The sequence below is a fragment of the Haloferax prahovense DSM 18310 genome, assembly GCF_000336815.1.
In the GTDB taxonomy this organism is placed as follows: Archaea; Halobacteriota; Halobacteria; order Halobacteriales; family Haloferacaceae; genus Haloferax; species Haloferax prahovense.
Genome location: NZ_AOLG01000001.1, coordinates 1 through 3,649, shown reverse-complemented (window position 1 = coordinate 3,649; position 3,649 = coordinate 1). Strand labels below are relative to the sequence as shown.

Here is a 3,649-nt window from a genome sequence, read left to right as displayed (position 1 = left end):
CAGAGATGTGTATAAGAGACAGCTCTCGCGGTGCTCATCGAGTTCGTCTCGAAGTTCTTCGATCTGGTTTTCTCGATTCTCCAGTTTCTCGCGGAGTTCGTGGTTCTCGCGCCGGAGTTCGGGCGCGTGAGTTCCGTCGCGTAACGTCCGCCGGATAGCGGCGCTACGACTTTCGTCTGGTTCCTGTCGTTCGGTGAGTCGGTTTTCTAACGAGTCCGGTATTTCGGCTGAAATCACGGTGCTCATACCGTTATAATATGTTAAAACACCGATTTCAAGCTTTGGGTTCGCGAGAGAAACGGCTAAGTGCCATGAGGAACGACAGGTAGGCAAAGCTAACCAACGTGATCGAAGTCCGGCAGGAAGGGCCGGACACGACCGCGGGGGGCCGTGCCACCGGCCCCCTGCGGGTGGAACTCCTTGCCCGGGAGGTTCCGTGTCCTACCCTTCTGTCTCCGCCGAAAAGTAATTTGCGCTCCCTTCGGCGGCTGGTGTGCGGTGTTATAACGGCTGATTTCAGCCAGTGCAGCCCACAGCCCACAGCCCACAGCTTGCCGATCTCCCGGCGGGCGGTCCCATCTTTCGCGGTCGCGGTTGTCCTCGAGCGTGACCGAGCGCGAGCGAGTGCCGGATGGGTGGATGCCCGTACCCGGCGCGCAGCGGAGCGAGCACCGGAAAGACCGGAACACAGGGAGCGCAGCGGAGCGAGCGACCGGCCTCGTTCCGGCGAGGGAGCGAGCGCGAGGGATTCCGGTAACAGCGGGTGGTGGCCATGAGTGCGGACGAAGGCCAGCCCGAGTTAGCACACTCTCGGCTACCACGGTCTAACTCTGTAGAAGCTTGTACCCCGGAAGATCAGCCGTCTCACGAAACGCGGCCATACGATGAGCGGGTGGCTGATCGGGCAGCCGAGTGCGTCGAGGAGTTCCGTGAGAAGTACCCGTACCTCGCTGGTCGGCCGCTATCCGAGAGGGACGGTCAGACACTCCGCTCGGAACTGGTCGAAACGGATCGCGTCGAGGAGCATGTCCAGGGCGAGCGCGAATGGGAGCGCGGGTTTAGCGTCGATCGCGTCGAACGGGCCGAGTCGGTGACATGGGCGGAAGGGTTGTTCCGGTTCCTAACAGCCCGCCAGCCCTACGATGATGGGCTGGGTGGTCGTTTCGAGTCGCGTTACGACGGTGAGACGTTCACTGTGGACTTCGATGACTGTTGGACGAGTTCCTACGGCGATGAGCAAGCCGCCAAGAACGCGGCGTTTCAGCGGCAACTGATGGGTGGGACGTACCCGGAGAGCGAAGACAGTGCTCGCTCCGGCGAGCACGTCGAGGGCGAATGGGGCGACGTCGCTACGATCATGCTCACGCGGACGGGTTCATCGAAGCCGGACGGTGAGCGGGTGCCGCCGGTCGATCACGGCGACCGCGTGGCCCGCACGTGGTCGCAGGGTGACGTGTACGACGTGGTGCGGAACGCAGCGGAGTACCATCTCGGCTTAGAGTCTGAACAGTGGGGGTACGTTCGTGGTGACGACGTGCACGGGTTGGATGCTGAGAATCCGGGAGAGAACGCCTGTTACGTGCATTGTCACGATGCTATTTACATCGACTTGCAGGCAACAGGGCTACGCGACACGTTCGACACGGACCACGAGATCGTGGCTGTGTTGGAGAACACGTTCTACCCGGCGATTGAGAAGCACATCGAAGCGTGTGACTTGGCGAAACCAGAGGCTCATACCCGCGAGAAGGCCATAGAGGTGCGCTTAGACTTGGAGGAACCGGCGGGATACGCGACGGAGTACCTTCGGCTACAGGAGGACACGCCGATGATGGAGATGCCGGTCGAAATGCAGGCGTTCGCAGCTATCGAGTGGGCGCAGAACCGGCAGAGGATCGCTCGCTCGCAAGTTTTCAATGATGCCGCGAAAGCGGACCTATGCCTTCAGGACAAGGAGCGAGTGCACGGCCACCGCCTGAAGTACGACGGGAAGGGTAACGTCGTGTGTGCTCGCTGTGGCTCTGCTGTTGGGATCGGTGCCGATACGATAGCAGAGTACCGGCTGTCGTCACAGTCGTCGTCTGACGGCCAGCAGGCGGTCGCTGATGGTGGTCATGAGTACGTGGTCGGATACCGGACGGGCGAGCCACCGGCAGCGGCAGAGGCTCGGTCACAGGTTCGTGAGTACGTCGAGGCGCACGGGGTGCCGGACTCGGTGCCGAACGTGATGGGGTCGCTGGGGATCGCACCGCAACACAAGCAGGTGGTCGAGGAGGCCGTGGCTGGAGTAAACACAGCTGAGGAAGTCGAGCCGGTCTATGGCGAGCCGCCGGAGATTCCAGCTGAGTACGAGCTGGTCGAGATCGTCAACCCGGACGGATCGATAGAGGCAACGGGTGGTGGTGGGGGGGGTGCGTCGATGGCCGAGTTGGTGCTACCAGAGGATCGGCTGTTACGTGAGACGCGGTTGGCGCACGTGTCGGGGGGTGCGAAAATCCGGTGCGAGAAGACCGGCTTCGCTACGTTCTCGGCGGAGACGATGGCGCGGTACTTGGTCGAGAACTGCAACGTTCGAGAACCGTGGTACGCGGAGGTGCTCATGTCGTTCGAGTGGCCATGGAGTGAGGACGGGCCACGCGATCGTCGTGAGTTGCCGCCGGTCCTCGACGAGCCGGTGGCTCGACCACCAGAGGATTGCCGATGACCCCGCGAGAACGGGCGAGGCACCCACTGGCGCGGGTGTGCCCGAAAGGGCCGGTGTCACACCACCGACCCCGTGCCGTCACGGAAACCATGACAGCAAAATCAGATTCCCCGGCAAAGGGGCATGAGAGTATCGATACCGAAGACTTGGTCCACGGAACGCCGCTCGAAGGTGAGTCAGACGAGTTCGTGGCGTTGGTGCTGGAGGGTCAGAAGCAGGAGGCTATAACGGCCGCAGACACGTTGACGCGGGCGTTACTGAACGATGATAAGCCACTGACGGACGACGATGTGGCGCGGCTCGCTGAGATCGGGAATGCGTTCCGGGCGATCTACAGTGAACTGGTCCACCGTGTGCCGGAGGAGCACCGTGTGAGGTACAAGGACTCGTAGTCGGTTTATCATACTTCTGGTAGTATGCGTATTCAGTGATACCCTCCCCTACAGTATTCATTAACTGTAGACCTTCGGTCTACAGTGAATGAAATTGGCCCACAGCCCATTTGCCCATGGTGTGTCAGAGAGGAGGTAGATATATAGATGCGCGTTGTTCTCGATCGGGGTGGTTCGTGATGGGTGCTCTATCCGTCGTTTTCGGTGTTGTTGAGTTTCGCCATGCCGACCATCGGGGCCAGCATCGGGGCGTGTAGCATGGCTTCAGCCAGTGCCTCGCGGTACGTGGTCACTGGTGGGGCATCTGTCTGTGTGTCTTCGGCTCGCCCGTACCCAGATCCGACGATCTCCGTTCCATCAAGAGCAGGGTCGTAGTTGTTGAGAATCCGGCTTACGGTCGGTTGGGATTTGTCGATCGCTGGATGGTCGGCGATCTCGTCTTGTGAGAGGTTGGTGCCGTGTGCCAGTGCCCAGATGAGTTCTTTCTGTAGCTGATCGCTTGAGGTGTTCATGCTGAATCACCTCGGGTGTGGCGGTACACGCCAAGTGCGAC

3 protein-coding genes are annotated in these 3,649 nt (G+C 60.9%); 2 read left to right on the top strand and 1 reads right to left on the bottom strand.

Annotation, left to right across the window (positions count from 1 at the left end; genetic code table 11):
- Positions 1-892: 892 nt before the first annotated feature.
- Complete coding sequence (locus C457_RS00015) at positions 893-2,704, top strand: hypothetical protein (protein ID WP_008090846.1); 1,812 nt, start codon at positions 893-895, stop codon at positions 2,702-2,704.
- A gap of 89 nt (positions 2,705-2,793) precedes the next feature.
- Complete coding sequence (locus C457_RS00010; protein WP_004592272.1) at positions 2,794-3,096, top strand: hypothetical protein; 303 nt, start codon at positions 2,794-2,796, stop codon at positions 3,094-3,096.
- Between the two features lie 188 nt (positions 3,097-3,284).
- On the opposite strand, the gene C457_RS00005 is transcribed toward C457_RS00010, so the two are convergent.
- Positions 3,285-3,608, bottom strand: coding sequence for a hypothetical protein (locus tag C457_RS00005; RefSeq protein ID WP_004592271.1), 324 nt, complete (start codon positions 3,606-3,608; stop codon positions 3,285-3,287).
- Positions 3,609-3,649: the final 41 nt, after the last annotated feature.

Coding starts and splice junctions, on each gene's coding strand:
- C457_RS00010 (WP_004592272.1), top strand. CDS start 2,794: ATGACAGCAAAATCAGATTCCCCGGCAAAGGGGCATGAGAGTATCGAT.
- C457_RS00005 (WP_004592271.1), bottom strand. CDS start 3,608: ATGAACACCTCAAGCGATCAGCTACAGAAAGAACTCATCTGGGCACTG.